Raw genomic sequence first — 19,488 nt, 5'->3', positions numbered from 1 at the left:
GCTTTTCCATTTATCCGTTTTGATGCTCGTTATTTCCAGAATCGCTGTGTTGAAACATGTAGGTCACAGGACAGAAGCGCAAGATTCCCGAACCCGCTTTCATGGCCCCCATAAAGATGTAAAAGAGATGCATTCTGCACCAAGGTTTTTTCGTAAACTTTGCACTGGCGGCTGACATAATCGTCAATCCGCAGGCGATTCTGAACACGGCATTGATGAGACTGATATTTGGCTTCAAGGAAATCCGCTCCTTTTACTTAAAAAAGTTTTTTAACCGAACCTTCAAAAATTTGTAACGTTTTTATCGTGCGTGATGAGGAAGGATGTGATACCATGAGTCTAATACATGTAAAGGAGAGTATGTGAATGTCCGAACGCACCTTTAACTGGAAAAACAAAGACATCAGGGCACAGGTTGATGTTGTAGACTCAAAGCTGCTTCCAACGCTCCTTTTACGGAATGCTCTCGTCTTAAATCCATATGTAAAACAATGGCTGAAAAAAAACATTTGGATTTATCAGGACCGCATTGTTTATGTGGGTCATGAACTTCCGAATAGAGCCGAAGAAATTTATACGATTGATTGTGAAGGAAAATACATTGTGCCAGGTTATATTGAACCGCACGCACATCCTTTTCAAATATATAATCCCCAAACACTGGCGGAATATGTGTCTCAATACGGAACAACAACATTCGTGAATGATAACTTATTTTTGCTTTTGCAAAGCGGAAAAAAGAAAGCGCTTACGATTTTGAATGAACTCAAAAAGCAGCCTGTCCAGTATTTTTGGTGGTCACGCTATGACCTCCAGACCGAGGTTCTGAACGAGGACCACGTCCTTCCATTTGACGTCAGAAAACAGTGGATTGAACATCCGGATGTGATTCAAGGCGGAGAAATGACCGGGTGGCCTCGCTTGGTAGATGGTGATGATTTAATGCTCCACTGCATGCAAGCTACAAAGAAACAGAGAAAACGCATTGAAGGGCATTTTCCCGGCGCTTCTGATAAAACGCTTACAAAAATGAAGCTGTTCGGAGCGGATTGTGATCATGAAGCGATGACAGGTGATGAAGTGATGAGAAGGCTGGAACTGGGCTATTATGTTTCCCTTCGGAACTCTTCCATTCGCCCTGATGTAAGAAAAATCTTGCAGGAGCTGCATGAGAAGGGCTTCCGCTATTATGACCACTTCTTTTTCACGACAGATGGCGCAACCCCGAATTTCTATAAAGGCGGCATGACAAACGAGCTGATTCGCATCGCGTTAGAAGAAGGCGTACCTGCAATCGATGCCTTCAATATGGCATCATTTAATATCGCAAAGTATTACCAAATGGATGATTATTTAGGAGTTGTCGGACCGGGTAGACTGGCATCGCTAAACATACTGGAAGATCCGTTAAATCCGAATCCAGTGACTGTTCTGTCAAAAGGGACCATTCTGCGTGAAGACGGCTGTGATTTGAAGGCGTTTACAAAGACGGACTGGCACAAAGGCGGTCTTGTCCCGCTTGAGCTTTCATATGATATGACGATGGATGACTTGCAGTTTTCTATGCCGATGGGCGTGAAAATGCGGAATGCGGTCATTATGGAGCCGTATATGATTGAGATCGACAATTCGATGGAACAGCTCTCGTTTGACCATGATGAAAGTTATTTGACGATGCTCGACAGACACGGGAAATGGCGCGTCAATACGATGATAAAAGGGTTTGCCTCAAGCGTGCAGGGATTTGTAAGTTCCTTTACGACGACGGGCGACATTGTCGCGATTGGAAAAAATAAAGCGGATATGCTGCTCGCTTTCGCCCGGATGAAAGAAATCGGAGGAGGAATTGTTTTAGCGGAGAACGGAAACATTTTGCATGAAATCCCGCTTGCGCTGTGCGGCTGCGCCTCTTCGGAAGCGTATGAAGACGTGCTTGAGAAGGAACAAAAGCTGAAAGATCTTTTGACTGAAAGAGGCTATGAGTTTTGCGATCCTATCTATACGCTGCTCTTTTTGCAAAGTACGCACCTTCCGTATATACGCATTACGCCAAGAGGAATCTTCGACGTCATGAAAAAAACTGTACTCTTTCCATCGATAATGCGTTAAAATATAAAAGAGCAGGGAGCCGACATATGAAAAAATGGATGACAGTTTGCGCGCTGTGTTTCGTGTTTTTTCTGCTGGTATCCTGCCAGCAGAAGGATGCTGTCCCGGATACTGCAAAGAAGCTGAAAGCTCCTTTAACGGGGCTAAAGACTGAACAGAAGGTGACTGAACGCCGGCCTGTTGCTGTTGTGGTGAACAATCACCCGAAGGCGAGGCCGCAGTCGGGTCTGTCTAAAGCCGACATTGTCATAGAAGCGCTAGCCGAAGGGCAAATCACAAGATTTCTGGCCATTTTCCAAAGCCAGATGCCTGAAACTGTCGGACCTGTGCGGAGCGCGCGGGAATATTTCGTCACTCTCAGCAATGGCTTTGACAGCATATTTGTCCATCACGGCTGGAGTCCCGGCGCCAAAGAGCAGCTGGAATCCGGAGCTGCCGATTATATGAACGGATTGGATTTTGACGGAAGCTTATTTTGGAGAGCTGATTTCAGCAAACCGCCCCACAATTCCTATACGTCTTATGATTACATAAAAAAGGCGGCGGAACAAAAGGGTTATAAGCTGAAGCAGGAAACAAATCCGCTGCTGTTTCAAACATCAGATGCAAAATCTGCAAATGAATCTTACAATGTTCGGGTAGATTATGGAACAAAAAACGTTACAAATCTTGTCGAATACAACTATGATAAAAAAGCTGAATCTTATACAAGAAGCTCTGATGGTGTCATAACGACAGACCGGGAAACCGGAAAGCCGGTTGCAATGCAAAATATTTTCATTGTTGAAGCCAGCCATCATATTATTGATCAAGATGGAAGGCGGGACATCGACTTGGAATCAGGAGGAAAAGGTCTGTTGTTTCAGCACGGAAACGTCATTGAAACAGACTGGAAACAAGTGAATGGCAGAATTGTGCCGGTAAAAGACGGCAAGTGGCTTCCGTTTGTGCCAGGAAAGACTTGGATCAATATCGTACCTGATCTTGATGCGGCTTCCATTAGTAAAGGAGAAGGTGTGTAACGATGCAAATCGATAAATTACGCGGCAAAGAGCTGGACCAGTTATTTAACTCGATCTTATCGCTGAAAGACCTGGAGGAATGTTACCGATTCTTCGATGATCTATGCACAATTAACGAAATTCAATCTCTGGCTCAGCGCCTTGAAGTGGCGCGCATGCTTCGCGAAGGAAACACGTATCATAAGATTGAAACAGAAACAGGCGCTTCCACGGCTACGATTTCCCGTGTGAAACGCTGCTTAAATTACGGGAATGACGCTTATGAAATGGCGCTTGACCGTGTGAAGGAGAAGGAAACTGAGTCTTCTTCAAAATAACATAGAACCGCCCTGCCGTTCGGCAAGGGCGGTTTCTTTATGAAACAAATTGATGGATCAGGTTGTCGATATCGATGAGACTGCCATCCTCTTTGCGATAGACAACATGCTCCTTGGAAAAATGAATCGGCGAATTGATCCCTGCTGCGGCTGCAAGGTTAAACAGCCCCTCCCGCAGGGAAATGACGTAGTTGCAGACACGGTGCTGTTTTTCCTCAACGCTCAGCGCTTTTTGCAGCTTCGGATCTGTCGTCGCCACACCTGCCGGACAGGTGTTGGTGTGGCAGACGAGAGCGCGGATGCAGCCAACGGAAAACATCATGCCGCGTGCGATGTTGACAAAGTCAGCGCCGAGGGCTAAGGCGACCGCGATTTTATCAGGAGTCAGGAGCTTTCCGGAAGCAAAGATTTTCAGCTGGCTGCGCAAGCCGTACTGTTTAAGAAGCGTGTCAACAATAGGCAGCGCTGTCATAATCGGAAGGCCGACTGTATCCGCGAGCTCGTAAAAGGAAGCTCCGGTACCGCCTTCACTTCCGTCGATCGTGATAAAATCCGGATGTTTTCCGCTTTTCTGCATATGAGAGAAAAGCTCATGCAATTCTTCAGGATGCCCTGCGACCAGTTTGATGCCGACTGGCTTTTGTCCGACATCTCTAAGTTTTTCAATAAAGTCGAGCATTTCAGGAGGGTTTGAGAATTCATAAAAGCGGTTCGGGCTGTCAATCGACTTTCCAGGTTCGACATTCCGAATGTCTGCCACTTCCTCTGATACTTTGGCGCCGTCCACATGGCCGCCCCGGGTTTTCGCTCCTTGTGCCAGCTTTAGCTCAAACGCTTTAATCTGGTCAAGCCTGCTTTTTCTTTTAAATTCCTCCCACGAAAATTCCCCGTTTCTTTTGCGCACGCCGAATAGGCCCGGTCCGATTTGGCAAATGATATCGGCGCCGCCCTTTAAGTGATATTCAGACAATCCCCCTTCACCTGTATTCATCCAGGTGCCGCCTGCCTGATGGAGCCCTTTTGAGAGCGCCGTAACAGCCCGTTCTCCAAGAGAACCGTAGCTCATGGCAGACTGGCCGACTAAGCCCTTCACATAAAATGGCTTCTCGCATGTACGCTCGCCAATCACCTGTACATCATCAGGATGGAGAAAATACGGGTCTGCCTTGATATGTTCGGCATGCTCCTTGCGTTTGAACAGATTGTCAGCATCCATTTTATAGATTTGGGTTTCAATTTTTGGCGTTTGATTTACGTGCATTTCTTCCCTTTGTTTTGGAAACATAGCGTTACGGATATAATAGCCAGGTTTATCAAAATCTCTTACAGATCCAAAGCCCATCATTCTGCTTTTGTATTTGCCGGAGATGACGGTTTGCTCATATTCCTTTCGTGAAAAAGGCTGCTCCTCATTGTCATTGCTGTATAAATACTGTCTGAGCTCCGGCCCGATTTTTTCAAGGATATACCGAAACCTTCCGATGACGGGATAGTTGCGAAGAATTGAGTGCTCCTGCTGTTTTTCATCCTTTATGTAGATCCAGGCAAACAAGACGATCGGGATAGCGATGATCCCTATGATAAATGCGATGAGTGCTATTATGATGGTTTCCATCTCTCAGCCTCCCTTTTTATGTAACCATTTCCACAGTTGAACACTTTCCAAACAATAGCAGAAGGAATCTGGTGAAAAATGTGTGGTTCTGCCGATACAGGACTCACCATGCAGGTCTGCCTCCTGCTCTCTTTTTTTATGAAAAAAGAATCAAAACACCTTTTTCAGTGAATAACGAGATTAACGGCTTTTTCCGTTTTTCCGCGCTATGTGAATTTGTTATAATGTTTAAATGGTAACAAACGAATGGAGGAACGTATGACGTGTACGATGTAACGGAGTGGAAGCATGTCTTTAAACTCGATCCAAATAAAGATTTGCCTGACGAACAGCTGGAGATTCTTTGCGAATCAGGAACGGATGCGGTCATTATCGGAGGAAGCGATGGTGTGACAGAGGATAATGTCCTGCGGATGATGTCTAAGGTAAGACGGTTTTTGGTGCCGTGTGTCCTAGAGGTATCAGCGATTGAAGCGATTGTTCCCGGCTTTGACTTATATTTTATTCCGAGTGTATTAAACAGCAAAAACGCGGATTGGATTGTCGGAATGCACCAGAAAGCCATGAAGGAATACGGAGAACTGATGTCTATGGAAGAAATCGTGGCGGAGGGCTACTGCATCGCAAATCCAGATTGCAAAGCCGCGGCACTGACTGAAGCGGACGCCGATCTGAATATGGATGATATTGTCGCCTATGCGCGTGTGTCGGAGCTGCTGCAACTGCCGATTTTTTATTTAGAATACAGCGGCATGCTTGGAGACATAGAAGCTGTCAAGAAAACGAAGGCTGTATTGGAAACGTCAACCTTGTTTTATGGGGGCGGCATCAAGGATGCGGAAACGGCCAAACAGTATGCAGAGCATGCGGACGTGATCGTTGTAGGCAATGCTGTGTATGAAGATTTTGACAGGGCTTTGAAAACAGTAGCGGCTGTGAAAGGCGAGTAGTAAATTGTACGGATTTGGTTTATGATAGAACATATGTTTTGTATAGGCGGGTGAACAAATTTTGAATTATATTAGCAATCAATTACTAAGCGGTTTAAACCCCGTTCAGCAGGAAGCAGTCAAAACAACGGACGGGCCTCTTTTGCTGATGGCGGGAGCGGGAAGCGGAAAGACGCGTGTCCTGACACACAGAATTGCTTATTTAATGGCGGAAAAGCATGTGGCGCCGTGGAACATTCTGGCGATCACATTTACAAATAAAGCGGCACGCGAAATGAAAGAACGTGTGGAAAGCATCCTCGGACCCGGCGCGGACGATATCTGGATTTCCACATTCCACAGCATGTGCGTGCGGATCTTGCGCAGAGATATCGACCGGATTGGGATCAACCGAAATTTCTCCATCCTTGATACGGCTGACCAGCTTTCAGTGATCAAGGGGATTTTGAAGGAGCGCAATCTTGATCCGAAGAAGTTTGACCCGAGAAGCATCCTCGGCACGATCAGCAGTGCGAAAAACGAATTGACCGAACCGGAGGAATTCTCTAAAGTTGCTGGCGGCTACTACGATCAGGTGGTCAGCGATGTATATGCTGATTATCAGAAGAAGCTATTGAAAAACCAGTCGCTCGATTTTGACGATTTGATTATGACGACGATTAAACTGTTTGACCGAGTGCCTGAAGTGCTTGAATTTTATCAGCGCAAATTCCAGTACATCCATGTTGATGAGTATCAGGATACGAACAGGGCGCAATACATGCTCGTTAAGCAGCTTGCCGAGCGTTTCCAGAACCTTTGCGTTGTCGGGGATTCTGATCAGTCAATCTACAGATGGCGCGGCGCGGATATCACCAACATCCTTTCATTTGAAAAAGATTATCCGAATGCAAGCGTGATTTTGCTAGAACAAAACTATCGTTCAACGAAACGGATTTTGCGCGCGGCAAACGAGGTCATTAAAAACAACTCTAACCGCAAACCGAAAAATTTGTGGACGGAAAACGATGAAGGCATCAAAATTTCCTATTATCGCGGTGATAATGAATTCGGAGAAGGACAGTTTGTGGCCGGTAAAATTCATCAGCTTCACAGCTCAGGCAAGCGGAAGCTGTCTGATATCGCCATATTATACCGGACAAACGCGCAGTCCCGTGTGATTGAGGAAACGCTTCTCAAAGCGGGCTTGAACTATAACATTGTCGGCGGCACAAAGTTCTATGACAGAAAAGAAATTAAAGACATTCTTGCGTACCTGCGCCTCGTATCCAATCCGGATGACGATATCAGTTTCACGCGCATTGTCAATGTGCCGAAGCGCGGAGTCGGCGCGACATCACTTGAAAAAATCGCTTCGTATGCGGCCATAAACGGCTTGTCATTTTTCCAAGCGATTCAGCAGGTTGATTTTATCGGCGTCAGTGCCAAAGCGGCAAACGCGCTTGACAGCTTTAGACAGATGATTGAGAATCTGACCAATATGCAGGATTACTTATCCATTACAGAGCTGACAGAAGAAATTCTTGATAAGACGGAATACAGAGAAATGCTGAAGGCTGAGAAATCGATCGAAGCCCAAAGCCGTTTAGAAAATATCGACGAGTTCCTGTCTGTTACGAAAAACTTTGAACAGAAAAGTGAAGACAAGACACTCGTTGCGTTCCTGACAGACTTGGCATTGATCGCAGATATTGATCAGCTCGATCAGAAGGAGGAAGAGTCAGGCGGCAAGGATGCGATCACCCTGATGACACTGCACGCCGCGAAAGGACTGGAGTTTCCGGTTGTTTTCTTGATGGGGCTTGAAGAAGGCGTCTTCCCGCATAGCCGTTCACTCATGGAGGAAGCGGAAATGGAAGAAGAACGCCGCCTTGCGTACGTTGGGATTACAAGGGCGGAACAGGAGCTTTATCTGACCAATGCTAAAATGCGCACCTTGTTTGGCCGGACAAATATGAACCCGGAATCTCGCTTCATTGCTGAAATACCGGATGATTTATTGGAAAACCTAAATGAGAAAAAAGAAACAAGAGCGACGTCTGCGAGAAAAATGCAGCCGAGACGCGGCCCTGTTTCACGCCCGGTATCCTACGCCAGCAAAACAGGCGGCGACACCTTGAACTGGGCAGTCGGAGATAAGGCGGGCCATAAAAAATGGGGAACAGGAACTGTCGTCAGCGTGAAAGGCGAAGGAGAAGGGACAGAGCTTGATATTGCCTTCCCGAGCCCTGTCGGCGTGAAACGCCTGTTAGCAGCATTTGCTCCTATTGAAAAGCAGTAATTGAAGAGGAAAGGAAGAAGCAGATGGACAAAGAAACAGCGAAGCAGCGGGCAGAAGAACTGCGCCGCACCATCAACAAGTATAGCTATGAATATTACACCTTAGATGAACCGAGCGTCCCAGATGCCGAATACGACAGATTGATGCAGGAGCTGATCGCGATCGAGGAGGAGCACCCAGACCTCAGAACGCCTGACTCTCCTACGCAGCGCGTCGGCGGAGCCGTGCTTGAAGCGTTTCAGAAAGTCACCCACGGCACACCGATGCTCAGTCTGGGCAACGCCTTTAATGCTGATGATCTTCGTGATTTCGACCGCCGTGTGCGCCAGTCCGTCGGCGACGATGTGGCGTATAATGTGGAGCTGAAAATAGACGGTCTTGCTGTTTCTCTCCGTTATGAAGACGGCTATTTTGTCAGAGGGGCCACAAGAGGTGACGGGACGACGGGAGAGGATATCACGGAGAATCTGAAGACGATCCGCAATATCCCCCTTAAAATGAACCGTGAGCTGTCGATCGAAGTGCGCGGCGAGGCGTATATGCCGAAGCGTTCGTTTGAAGCACTCAATGAGGAACGGATTAAAAATGAGGAAGAACCGTTCGCCAATCCGCGAAATGCCGCGGCGGGATCTCTCAGACAGCTCGATCCGAAAATTGCAGCGAAACGAAACCTCGATATCTTCGTCTACAGTATAGCGGAGCTTGACGAGATGGGTGTAGAGACGCAAAGCCAAGGGCTTGATTTTCTCGACGAACTCGGATTTAAAACGAATCAGGAACGAAAAAAATGCGGCAGCATAGAAGAAGTCATTACGCTGATCGATGAGCTTCAGGCGAAGCGCGCGGACCTGCCGTACGAAATAGACGGCATTGTCATTAAAGTCGATTCTCTCGATCAACAGGAGGAGCTCGGTTTTACGGCGAAAAGCCCGCGCTGGGCCATCGCGTATAAGTTTCCTGCTGAAGAGGTCGTGACGAAGCTTCTCGATATCGAATTAAATGTCGGCAGAACGGGTGTGATTACGCCGACTGCGATTCTTGAGCCGGTAAAAGTTGCCGGCACAACGGTCTCAAGAGCATCCCTTCATAACGAAGATTTAATTAAAGAGAAGGACATTCGGATTTTGGATAAGGTTGTCGTCAAAAAAGCGGGCGATATCATCCCGGAAGTTGTGAATGTCCTCGTTGACCAGCGCACAGGAGAAGAAAAGGAATTCAGCATGCCGACGGAATGTCCTGAATGCGGCAGTGAACTCGTCCGGATCGAAGGAGAAGTGGCGCTTCGCTGCATTAACCCTGAATGTCCGGCGCAAATCCGGGAAGGGCTTATCCATTTCGTTTCCCGGAATGCCATGAACATTGATGGGCTCGGCGAACGAGTGATCACACAGCTGTTTGAGGAAAACCTTGTCCGCAATGTGGCAGATTTATATAAGCTGACGAAGGAACGAGTCATCCAGCTCGAGCGCATGGGCGAAAAGTCCACTGAAAACCTGATCAGCTCCATCCAAAAATCAAAAGAAAATTCGTTAGAGCGCCTGCTGTTTGGGCTTGGCATCCGTTTTATCGGATCAAAGGCCGCAAAGACGCTTGCCATGCATTTTGAAAGCTTGGAGAACCTGAAAAAAGCCTCTAAAGAGGAACTTCTCGCGGTAGATGAAATCGGTGAAAAAATGGCTGATGCTGTGATCACCTATTTTCATAAAGAAGAAATGCTTGAACTCTTGAATGAACTTCAGGAGCTGGGCGTAAACACGCTCTACAAAGGCCCGAAAAAAGTAAAAGCAGAGGACAGCGACTCTTACTTTGCTGGTAAAACAATTGTTCTGACAGGAAAGCTGGAAGAGCTGTCAAGAAACGAAGCCAAAGCGCAAATCGAAGCGCTGGGCGGAAAGCTGACTGGAAGCGTCAGCAAAAACACAGACTTAGTCATCGCCGGAGAAGCGGCGGGAAGCAAGCTGACAAAAGCACAAGAGCTGAACATTGAAGTGTGGAATGAAGAACAGTTAATGGGAGAGCTAAAGAAATAAGAGGAGTGTTTTCTATTGAAAAAGACGTTGGCATTGGCGGCAACGGCGGCAGTATTAATGCTGTCTGCCTGCTCGTCAGGTTTCGGGGGGGAGAAGGAGGAAGAGATTACGCAAAAGACGGCGAAATCGTCAGAAAAAGCGATTGTCCCGAAATATAATATCTCTGACTCCTATTACAAAATGGTGCTGCCGTTTAAGGCAGGCAAAGCGCGCGGCTTAACAACGGAACAGCTGAATACAAGGCTGGACATTGACGAATTTGAAACAGGGCTGATGCGCCTTGCCCAAGATTCTTTCTCAACTGACGATTATCTGTTCCAAGAAGGACAATATTTAGATGAGGATACAGTATTAAGCTGGCTGGCACGGAAAAAAACGGGCTCTGATTTGAAAAAAGCCGAAAAAGAAGATAAGAACTTCAAAAATGAAGGCTTGAACCCGGCGCTCCCGAGTTCTGGTTCAACAGAAGAAAAGAACGAAAGCAGCCCGATTTATTTAGCATCCATGCTTGAGCACGATTATTTAGTCAGAAAAGACAAGAATTCTATCCAGCTTGGCGGCGTCATGATCGGACTGGCGTTAAACTCCGTGTATTACTATCGTGAAAAAACTGGCGACCCGCAAAAAGAAGTGGAGATTAAGGACAGCACGCTCCGCCAGCAGGGAGAAAAAATTGCACAGGAGGTTATTAACCGCCTCCGTAAAAAAGATAACTTGAAGAATGTGCCGATTACTGTCGCACTCTACAAGCAGGCGTCAAAAACATCGATTGTGCCGGGGAACTTCATCGCCAAAACAGAGGTCAAAGCAGGCTCTACTGATATCTCAAATTGGGATGATATTAATGAAAAATATGTATTCTATCCGGCAGATACAACCACAGCAGAAAAATACCCGGATGACACCGAGGTCTTTAAGCGGTTCAAAAACTCAATTGAAGAATATTTCCCGAACTATACAGGCGTTGTCGGTACAGCGCTGTATGAAAATGATGAAATGAAGAAAATGAAGATTGACATACCAATGCAATTCTACGGAAAAAGTGAAGTTGTCGCGTTTACCCAGTTCTTAACGGGTGAAGTGATGGACTACTACTCTAAGAGCTCAGTTGATGTCGAAGTCAATATCACGTCCTCAGACGGACAGGAAGCGGTCATTATCCGCAATGCCGGAGATAAAGAGCCGACTGTTCACATTTATGACTGATAGAAAACCCTTGTGCCATATTGGCACAAGGGTTTTTATGTTACAATTAACAGGAAAAGGGAAATTGTTTCCGCTTCTGCCGAAACACAAATCAAGGGGAGGTATGTTGATGCTGGAAATCGTGTGAAAACAATCATTATCAAATCTATAGCAATGAAAGGATGTTAGACGTGCATAAAGATATCAAAAAAATATTTCATGAAGAGCAGGTTTTGGCAGAAGCTGCAGCGAGATACGGTTTCTCAAAAGATCAGGTGCGTTTTCTGGCTGATGCGGAAAACTATGTATATGAATGTATGAAAGACAATCAACCTTATATTTTAAAGATTACCCATACGATTCGGAGATCTTCTGATTATATAATGGGAGAGATGGAATGGCTCCGTCACCTTGCAATAGGGGGAATTTCAGTAGCCAAACCGCTCCCGTCGCTGAACGGAAAAGACGTAGAAGCAGTGCCGGACGGAAACGGCGGGTCATTTTTATTGAGAGTGTATGAGAAAGCTCCGGGGCAAAAAGTGGATGAATCGGACTGGAATGAAACGCTATTTTATGAGCTTGGCAGATACACAGGCAGCATGCACAGCCTGACAAAAAGCTACAAATTGAGCAATCCCGCTTTCAAAAGACAGGAATGGGATGAAGAGGAGCAATTAAAGCTGAGAAAATATGTGCCTGAAGATCAGATAAAGGTGTTTCAGCAAGCCGATTCTTTGATGAATGAACTGCGGAGGCTCCCGAAAAGCCAGGACAGCTACGGCTTGGTGCATGCGGATCTGCACCATGGCAATTTTAACTGGGATCATGGCAAAATCACGGCATTTGATTTTGATGATATCGGCTACAACTGGTTTGTTAACGATATTAGCATTCTTCTCTACAATGTCCTGTGGTATCCTGTTGTGCCATATGATGATAAAGCTGCGTTTACAGAAGAATTTATGACGCATTTTATGAAAGGGTACTGGGAGGAAAATGAGCTTGACCCTGCATGGCTGATGATAATACCTGATTTCCTCCGCCTTCGCCATATGCTGATTTACGGATTGCTGCATCAGATGTTTGACCTTAACACAATAGGAGAAGAAGAAAAAGAAATGCTGGCCGGTTTCAGAAGAGATATAGAGAATGGCACGCCGATTACAGCATTTGATTTTTCAGCACTGGTGTAGATAGAAAAAGCCAATGGGATTCCAGTCCCATTGGCTTTTATAATGTATCACACTTCACGCCGACTACGCCTTCAATGGCTTTAATGTCATAGTAGACATCGGTCGTGTATCTGTTTTTATGGACGCGGACCTTCACTTCCATAATTGGAAAATCCTTTTCGCCCAGGTCGTCGATCCGAACGGAGTGTGCTTTGATATCTCTTCTTTTCATTTCTTTTAAAATCTCTGTCATTTTGTCTTTATCAGAAAGCGACATTCTGATGCGGATGTCTTTTTCCTGCAGGCGGTCGGGGCCTATTTTTCTGACCACCCATGGGAGAAATTCCACGCTGATCAGGATGAACAGAAGACTGGCAAACGCTTCTTTATAAAAACCGGCTCCCGTAGCAAGCCCGAGCCCCGCTGCCCCCCAGATCATGGCCGATGTCGTCAGGCCGGAAATGACATCATTGCTTTTTCGCAGGATGACACCGGCTCCGATAAACCCGACGCCGGAGATGATTTGTGCCGGCAGACGAAGCGGATCCATCATGATGCGGTAGTATTTAGGGAAATGATATGCCGCATTAATACTGACGATCGTCAGCATGCATGAGCTGACTGCGATGACAATACAGGTTTTTAATCCGAGCGGCTTATTTTTTAATTCGCGTTCAAGCCCGATGACCATGCCAATCAATGTGGCAATGCCCAATTTCAATAAAATATCAGGATCAATATACCAGCTCAACAGCAACTTCCCCCTTCTCTATGGTGTTTTTAAATAAATATGATTTTCTCACAGTATTTATAGCAAAACAAGAGCACAAAAGCCACCAAGCTGCGCTTGATGGCTTATTGCTTACTTTTTGCGTTTTAACAGCTTTTCCATGACACCGAATAATCGGTAAGAGGCTTTTGCAGGACGTTTTGTGATCATGCTGACAATGATGCCGGCAATCATACTGAGAATAAACCCAGGGATGATTTCGTACACACCGGTTGATTTTGCCAGGCCGGTTGTAATCCAGATCAACACGGTCGCAGCCCCGACAATCATGGCAGCAAGCGCGCCCCATTCGTTCATTCGCTTCCAATATAGACTGAGCAGAATCGCAGGTCCGAAAGCTGAACCGAAGCCGGCCCAAGCGTATCCGACCAAATCAAGAATGGTGCTGTTCGGGTTCAATGACAAGAGTACCGCGATAACGGCAATGACTAAGACGGACAATCGCCCGATCATGACCAATTCTTTATCAGAAGCTTTTCGTCTGAAAAATGACCGGTATAAATCCTCTGTTACAGCACTTGCTGTAACCAAGAGCTGTGAGGAAATCGAACTCATGATGGCAGCCAAAATAGCTGACAATAAGAACCCTGTAATTAATGGGTGGAACAAGATTTTAGAGAAGATAATGAAGATCATCTCCGGATCTTTTACAGCAACTCCGAATTTATGGGCGTATGCAACACCGATTAAACCCGTCAGCACGGAACCTAGAACTGTAATGATCATCCAGCTCATGCCGATTCGGCGTGCAGGCTTCAAATCTTTAATGTTTTTAATCGCCATAAATCGGACGATGATATGAGGCTGGCCGTAGTAGCCCAAGCCCCAGGCTAAATAGGAAATAATGCTAATGACGCTCGCGCCTTTAAAAATATCCAATAAGTGTGGGTTAACAGCGCCGATTTCATGGAGAGTCGGAGCAACGCCGCCCACATGGGTAAAAGCAACGATCGGCACAAGCACTAGTGCTGCAAACATGATCGCACCCTGCACGAAGTCAGTCAGACTGACAGCAAGGAAACCGCCAAACAGTGTGTATAACACGACAACTGCGGTGGTCAGAAACAGGCCTAATTTGTAATCCGCACCAAAAGCAGATTCAAACAGCCGTCCGCCAGATACCATACCGGAAGAGGTATACAATGTGAAAAAGATCATGATGATCAATGCAGATACGATTTTCAGCAGTGATGAAGAATGCTGGAATCGTTTATCAAAGAAATCAGGAATCGTAATCGCATCATCCGCCGCTTCCGTATAAGCACGCAGCCTTGGAGCCAGCAGCAAGTAATTTGAGTACGCCCCGATTGTAAGACCTAAAGCAAGCCATAAGGTGGACAGCCCTGTCGCAAACATCGCGCCGGGAACACCCATCAGCATCCATCCGCTCATATCGGCCGCACCGGCAGACAAAGCAGTAACGAATGGTCCGAGGCCTCTTCCTCCAAGCATGTAATCATTGATGTCAGTGGTTTTCTTGAATGCATACCAGCCGATTAACAGCATGGCAATAAAGTAAATTCCTAAAGATATAATAATTTCAATACTCACGTTTTACCCTCTCTTCATTTCTAATAATGTTGCATCACCTCTCAAATTGATGGTGCCAGTTAAGCAGCCTGGCGTAAGTGCAAAACAAAAGAAATTCCTTTGCGGGTGCACTTGGTAACTTAACCTAACAAAGTATTCCCGGCCATTCAAGCGATGAAACCTTGATCATGAGCGGGGAAAACCGTTGCAAACCTAGAAGGGAATAAAGAATAAAACGCTTTCAAGAAATAATTAAAGTAAAAATATTCAGAAAAATATTTCGTTTCTCCTTCTCCTCATTTTAGTATAAAATATATAGGGTATTGTTTCGAAAACACAGGCCTGTCTCAAGGCGTTTTGTTGCTTTAAAGGGCTTGTTTTTGATATGATCAGTATTATATGACTTAACGGAGAAATATGTGGAGGTGGATCATATGTCACGAATTTCAATAGAAGAAGTAAAGCACGTTGCGCACCTTGCAAGACTTGCAATTACTGAAGAAGAAGCAAAAATGTTCACTGAACAGCTCGACAGTATCATTTCATTTGCCGAGGAGCTTAATGAGGTTAACACAGACAATGTGGAGCCTACAACTCACGTGCTGAAAATGAAAAATGTCATGAGAGAAGATGAAGCGGGTAAAGGTCTTCCGGTTGAGGATGTCATGAAAAATGCGCCTGACCATAAAGACGGCTATATTCGTGTGCCATCAATTCTGGACTAAAGGAGGGACACAAGAATGTCATTATTTGATCATAAAATCACAGAATTAAAACAGCTCATACATAAAAAAGAGATTAAGATTTCTGATCTGGTTGACGAATCTTATAAACGCATCCAAGCGGTTGATGATAAGGTACAAGCCTTTTTGGCATTAGATGAAGAAAGAGCGCGCGCATACGCGAAGGAGCTTGATGAGGCGGTTGACGGGCGTTCTGAGCACGGTCTTCTTTTCGGTATGCCGATCGGCGTAAAAGATAATATCGTAACAAAAGGGCTGCGCACAACATGCTCCAGCAAAATTCTCGAAAACTTTGATCCGATCTATGACGCTACTGTCGTTCAGCGCCTTCAAGACGCTGAAGCGGTCACAATCGGAAAACTGAACATGGACGAATTCGCCATGGGATCATCTACCGAAAACTCAGCTTACAAGCTGACGAAAAACCCTTGGAACTTAGAAACAGTTCCCGGCGGTTCAAGCGGCGGATCTGCGGCTGCGGTTGCTGCGGGAGAAGTTCCGTTTTCTCTTGGATCTGACACAGGCGGCTCCATCCGTCAGCCGGCATCTTTCTGCGGCGTTGTCGGATTAAAACCTACATACGGACGTGTATCTCGTTACGGTCTGGTCGCATTTGCGTCTTCATTAGACCAAATCGGGCCGATTACACGTACGGTTGAGGATAACGCGTTTTTACTTCAAGCGATTTCCGGCGTAGACAAAATGGACTCCACGAGTGCAAATGTGGACGTGCCTGATTTTCTTTCTTCATTAACTGGCGACATCAAAGGACTGAAAATCGCCGTTCCGAAAGAATACCTTGGTGAAGGTGTCGGCAAAGAAGCGAGAGAATCTGTCCTGGCAGCGCTGAAAGTCCTTGAAGGTCTCGGCGCTACATGGGAAGAAGTGTCTCTTCCGCACAGTAAATACGCGCTTGCGACATATTACCTGCTGTCATCTTCTGAAGCGTCAGCGAACCTTGCACGCTTTGACGGCATCCGTTACGGCTACCGCACAGACAACGCGGATAACCTGATCGACCTTTACAAGCAAACGCGCGCTGAAGGTTTCGGAAATGAAGTCAAACGCCGCATCATGCTCGGAACGTTTGCTTTAAGCTCAGGCTACTACGATGCGTACTACAAAAAAGCGCAAAAAGTGCGTACGTTGATTAAGAAGGATTTCGAGGACGTATTTGAAAAATATGATGTTATTGTTGGACCGACTACACCGACACCTGCGTTTAAAATCGGTGAAAACACGAAGGATCCGCTCACAATGTACGCAAACGATATCTTAACGATTCCGGTCAACCTTGCCGGCGTACCGGGAATCAGCGTGCCATGCGGATTAGCAGACGGACTTCCGCTCGGCCTGCAAATCATCGGAAAACACTTTGATGAAAGCACTGTATACCGCGTTGCTCATGCATTTGAACAAGCGACAGACCATCATAAAGCAAAACCTGAACTGTAAGGGGTGAAAAGAATTGAACTTTGAAACGGTAATCGGACTTGAAGTCCACGTTGAGTTAAAAACAAAATCAAAAATTTTCTCAAGCTCTCCAACGCCATTCGGCGCGGAGGCGAATACGCAGACAAGCGTTATTGACCTCGGATATCCGGGCGTCCTGCCTGTTCTGAACAAAGAAGCCGTTGAATTCGCAATGAAAGCCGCTATGGCGCTCAACTGTGAGATCGCAACGGATACGAAGTTTGACCGCAAAAACTATTTCTATCCTGACAACCCGAAAGCGTATCAGATTTCTCAATTTGATAAGCCAATCGGCGAAAACGGCTGGATCGAAATTGAAGTCGGCGGAAAAACAAAACGCATCGGCATCACGCGCCTTCACCTTGAAGAAGATGCCGGAAAACTGACACACACAGGCGACGGCTATTCTCTTGTTGACTTCAACCGCCAAGGAACGCCGCTTGTTGAGATCGTATCAGAGCCGGATATCCGCACGCCGGAAGAAGCGTACGCGTATCTTGAAAAGCTGAAATCCATCATCCAGTATACAGGCGTTTCTGACTGTAAAATGGAAGAAGGCTCACTTCGCTGTGACGCCAATATCTCTCTTCGTCCGATCGGCCAAGAGGAATTCGGCACAAAAACAGAATTAAAAAACTTGAACTCCTTTGCGTTTGTTCAAAAAGGCCTTGAGCATGAAGAAAAACGCCAGGAGCAGGTTCTTCTTTCCGGCGGCGTCATCCAGCAAGAAACTCGCCGTTATGATGAAGCAACGAAGAAAACCATTCTTATGCGTGTCAAAGAGGGATCTGACGACTACCGTTACTTCCCAGAGCCGGATCTAGTCGAGCTCTACATTGATGATGAATGGAAGGAACGCGTAAAAGCAAGCATTCCTGAGCTTCCGGATGAGCGCCGCAAGCGTTATATCGAAGAGCTTGGCTTGCCTGCATATGACGCGATGGTTCTGACGCTGACAAAAGAAATGGCTGATTTCTTCGAAGAAACCGTTCAAAAAGGCGCTGAAGCCAAACAAGCGTCTAACTGGCTGATGGGTGAAGTGTCAGCTTACCTAAACGCTGAGCAAAAAGAGCTTGCCGATGTTGCCCTGACACCTGAAGGCCTTGCCGGCATGATCAAATTGATTGAAAAAGGAACCATTTCTTCTAAGATCGCGAAGAAAGTGTTTAAAGAATTGATTGAAAAAGGCGGCGACGCTGAGAAGATTGTGAAAGAGAAAGGCCTTGTTCAGATTTCTGACGAAGGCGTGCTTCTGAAGCTTGTCACTGAGGCGCTTGACAACAATCCTCAATCAATCGAAGACTTTAAAAACGGAAAAGACCGCGCGATCGGCTTCCTAGTCGGACAGATTATGAAAGCGTCCAAAGGACAAGCCAACCCGCCGATGGTCAACAAAATTCTGCTTGAAGAAATTAAAAAACGCTAATAAAAAAGCAGCCCTTAGAGGCTGCTTTTTTTATGGTCAAATTGAGATAAAGACAGAGATGAGGGCCCGAAGCCTTTCAACTTCTTTGTCGTTGGTTCCGGTCAAATTGGACAGCATGCCTTTAATAATCGGCTTGCGCGGTTTATCCTGAGTCAATTCTTCCTCGATAACATCAAGTGACACGGTGATATCCTCGGGCAGCGTGCTGTTTTCTTTCACTTTCTGAATGTCCTCAAGCAGCTGGTCTTTTCCCGCAGGCATCGGGTTGAAAATGTCTTTTGATACAATCGGATTGAGTGCAGAACGGCTCAGCCCCTGTACAAGATCATTCAGTCTCTCAATAATAAAGGCTGAGATTTCTTCTGCATCGATATTAAGCTCACCGTTAAATACCATCACGTTCATATAGGAATGCACAATGCCTCTTGCCATGATGGACAGATCTGCGACATACCGCTCGATTCCTTCGCCATAGGATACCAGCAAGGCGTTCCGGTACAGCTTATCCGTCTCCATGGTTACTTTGTAAAAGTATTGCTTGATTTCTTGATTTTCCGGAATGATATTTTCGGTAAGCAAAAGAACGATAAAATCTTTATGATCGCGAAAATCCTCAAATTGAGCGCCAATTTGCTTTTTTAACACTTCCTTAGGGGGCTTTCCGGCGAGATCTTCTTCTATATTTTTCATTTTGTTCATAGACATACCGATATAATATTCACAGGCAGATAACAGCAGCGCTTCTTTCGATTTGAAGTGCAAATAAAAAGCGCCCTTCGAAATGCCGCATTCACTGGCGATTTCTTGGATCGTCGTAGCTGCGAATCCTTTTTTCGCAAATAAAC

At 46.0% G+C, this 19,488-nt stretch carries 15 protein-coding genes and 1 pseudogene; 11 read left to right on the top strand and 5 right to left on the bottom strand.

Annotated elements, in window-relative coordinates:
- Positions 1–10 precede the first annotated feature (10 nt).
- Positions 11–238 carry a YgaP family membrane protein gene (locus RAC86_RS11620; RefSeq protein ID WP_003233931.1) on the bottom strand — a complete coding sequence of 76 codons (228 nt, stop codon included), beginning with the start codon at positions 236–238 and terminating at the stop codon, positions 11–13.
- A gap of 128 nt (positions 239–366) precedes the next feature.
- Between RAC86_RS11620 and RAC86_RS11615 the strand changes: the two genes are divergently transcribed.
- Genes RAC86_RS11615 through RAC86_RS11605 form a run of 3 tightly spaced genes read left to right on the top strand, consistent with a single transcriptional unit; the run spans position 367 to position 3,448 of the window.
- Positions 367–2,109 (top strand): adenine deaminase, encoded by a 1,743-nt coding sequence (locus RAC86_RS11615; protein WP_377885638.1) that lies wholly within the window; start codon positions 367–369, stop codon positions 2,107–2,109.
- A 26-nt stretch (positions 2,110–2,135) separates the two neighbouring features.
- Complete coding sequence (locus tag RAC86_RS11610) at positions 2,136–3,131, top strand: DUF3048 domain-containing protein (protein WP_377885637.1); 996 nt, start codon at positions 2,136–2,138, stop codon at positions 3,129–3,131.
- Between the two features lie 2 nt (positions 3,132–3,133).
- Complete coding sequence (locus RAC86_RS11605; protein WP_377885636.1) at positions 3,134–3,448, top strand: YerC/YecD family TrpR-related protein; 315 nt, start codon at positions 3,134–3,136, stop codon at positions 3,446–3,448.
- Positions 3,449–3,485: 37 nt separating this feature from the next.
- On the opposite strand, the gene RAC86_RS11600 is transcribed toward RAC86_RS11605, so the two are convergent.
- Positions 3,486–5,063 (bottom strand): FMN-binding glutamate synthase family protein, encoded by a 1,578-nt coding sequence (locus tag RAC86_RS11600; RefSeq protein WP_377885635.1) that lies wholly within the window; start codon positions 5,061–5,063, stop codon positions 3,486–3,488.
- 263 nt (positions 5,064–5,326) lie between these two features.
- Here RAC86_RS11600 and pcrB point away from each other — a divergent pair, with 263 nt between their 5' ends.
- The 5 genes from pcrB (at position 5,327) to RAC86_RS11575 (ending at position 12,702) form a co-directional block, all read left to right on the top strand.
- Positions 5,327–6,013 (top strand): heptaprenylglyceryl phosphate synthase, encoded by a 687-nt coding sequence (pcrB, locus tag RAC86_RS11595; RefSeq protein ID WP_014479073.1) that lies wholly within the window; start codon positions 5,327–5,329, stop codon positions 6,011–6,013.
- A gap of 61 nt (positions 6,014–6,074) precedes the next feature.
- Complete coding sequence (gene pcrA, locus RAC86_RS11590; protein ID WP_015383008.1) at positions 6,075–8,294, top strand: DNA helicase PcrA; 2,220 nt, start codon at positions 6,075–6,077, stop codon at positions 8,292–8,294.
- 23 nt (positions 8,295–8,317) lie between these two features.
- Entirely contained in the window at positions 8,318–10,324 is a 2,007-nt protein-coding gene (gene ligA / locus RAC86_RS11585) for an NAD-dependent DNA ligase LigA (protein WP_003233916.1), read from the top strand.
- Between the two features lie 15 nt (positions 10,325–10,339).
- On the top strand, positions 10,340–11,530 hold the full coding sequence (locus RAC86_RS11580; RefSeq protein WP_003242795.1) for a CamS family sex pheromone protein: 1,191 nt from the start codon (positions 10,340–10,342) through the stop codon (positions 11,528–11,530).
- Positions 11,531–11,691: 161 nt separating this feature from the next.
- On the top strand, positions 11,692–12,702 hold the full coding sequence (locus tag RAC86_RS11575) for a phosphotransferase enzyme family protein (RefSeq protein WP_003233909.1): 1,011 nt from the start codon (positions 11,692–11,694) through the stop codon (positions 12,700–12,702).
- Between the two features lie 37 nt (positions 12,703–12,739).
- Here RAC86_RS11575 and RAC86_RS11570 read toward each other — a convergent pair whose 3' ends face one another.
- Positions 12,740–13,438 (bottom strand): MgtC/SapB family protein, encoded by a 699-nt coding sequence (locus tag RAC86_RS11570; RefSeq protein ID WP_010886431.1) that lies wholly within the window; start codon positions 13,436–13,438, stop codon positions 12,740–12,742.
- A gap of 105 nt (positions 13,439–13,543) precedes the next feature.
- Positions 13,544–15,022, bottom strand: coding sequence for a proline transporter OpuE (gene opuE, locus RAC86_RS11565; protein WP_003233905.1), 1,479 nt, complete (start codon positions 15,020–15,022; stop codon positions 13,544–13,546).
- Positions 15,023–15,435: 413 nt separating this feature from the next.
- Between opuE and gatC the strand changes: the two genes are divergently transcribed.
- Genes gatC through gatB form a run of 3 tightly spaced genes read left to right on the top strand, consistent with a single transcriptional unit; the run spans position 15,436 to position 18,643 of the window.
- The gene (gene gatC / locus RAC86_RS11560; RefSeq protein WP_003219442.1) at positions 15,436–15,726 is read left to right on the top strand and encodes an Asp-tRNA(Asn)/Glu-tRNA(Gln) amidotransferase subunit GatC; all 291 of its coding nucleotides are present in this window, start codon (positions 15,436–15,438) and stop codon (positions 15,724–15,726) included.
- A gap of 15 nt (positions 15,727–15,741) precedes the next feature.
- Entirely contained in the window at positions 15,742–17,199 is a 1,458-nt protein-coding gene (gene gatA / locus RAC86_RS11555; protein ID WP_003233901.1) for an Asp-tRNA(Asn)/Glu-tRNA(Gln) amidotransferase subunit GatA, read from the top strand.
- Between the two features lie 13 nt (positions 17,200–17,212).
- The gene (gene gatB, locus RAC86_RS11550) at positions 17,213–18,643 is read left to right on the top strand and encodes an Asp-tRNA(Asn)/Glu-tRNA(Gln) amidotransferase subunit GatB (RefSeq protein ID WP_003219444.1); all 1,431 of its coding nucleotides are present in this window, start codon (positions 17,213–17,215) and stop codon (positions 18,641–18,643) included.
- Positions 18,644–18,657: 14 nt separating this feature from the next.
- On the opposite strand, the pseudogene RAC86_RS11545 reads toward gatB, so the two are convergent.
- A pseudogene (locus RAC86_RS11545) lies at positions 18,658–19,488 on the bottom strand (TetR/AcrR family transcriptional regulator); the annotation flags it as partial.

It is taken from the genome of Bacillus sp. LR_5, assembly GCF_042709275.1.
Note: the sequence above shows the minus strand (reverse complement) of the source record. Positions and strands in the feature narration are given on the sequence as shown.